This window comes from Cronobacter sp. EKM101R (assembly GCF_963888145.1).
Lineage (GTDB): Bacteria > Pseudomonadota > Gammaproteobacteria > Enterobacterales > Enterobacteriaceae > Cronobacter > Cronobacter turicensis.
In genome coordinates this window covers 1-238 of the sequence record NZ_CAWPHW010000056.1, presented here as the reverse complement: position 1 = coordinate 238, position 238 = coordinate 1, and the positions used below count along the sequence as shown (strand labels likewise).

General features: G+C 63.4%; 1 pseudogene. It reads left to right on the top strand.

The features are described from left to right. Positions 1 to 238 (top strand): annotated as a pseudogene (locus AACV31_RS20395) (RHS repeat-associated core domain-containing protein); the annotation flags it as partial.

Sequence of the window (238 nt, the reverse complement as noted above, 5' to 3'; positions counted from 1 at the left end):
ATAGTCCAGCAGATACACACCGATGCGACTCCGGCGACGCCCGGTGAAAAATACAGCCAGTACCTGTGGGGCTACGATGCCGCAGGCCAGGTCACAAAGGCCGTTGAACCGCAGCGAGAAGAGCGCTTCTTCTGGGACCCGGCGGGCAACCGCACCGAAGCGCACCGCAACCCGGTGTGGCACAACCTGCTGCTGCGCCTCGACGGGCTGAAGCTGGATTATGACGGGTTCGGCAGGC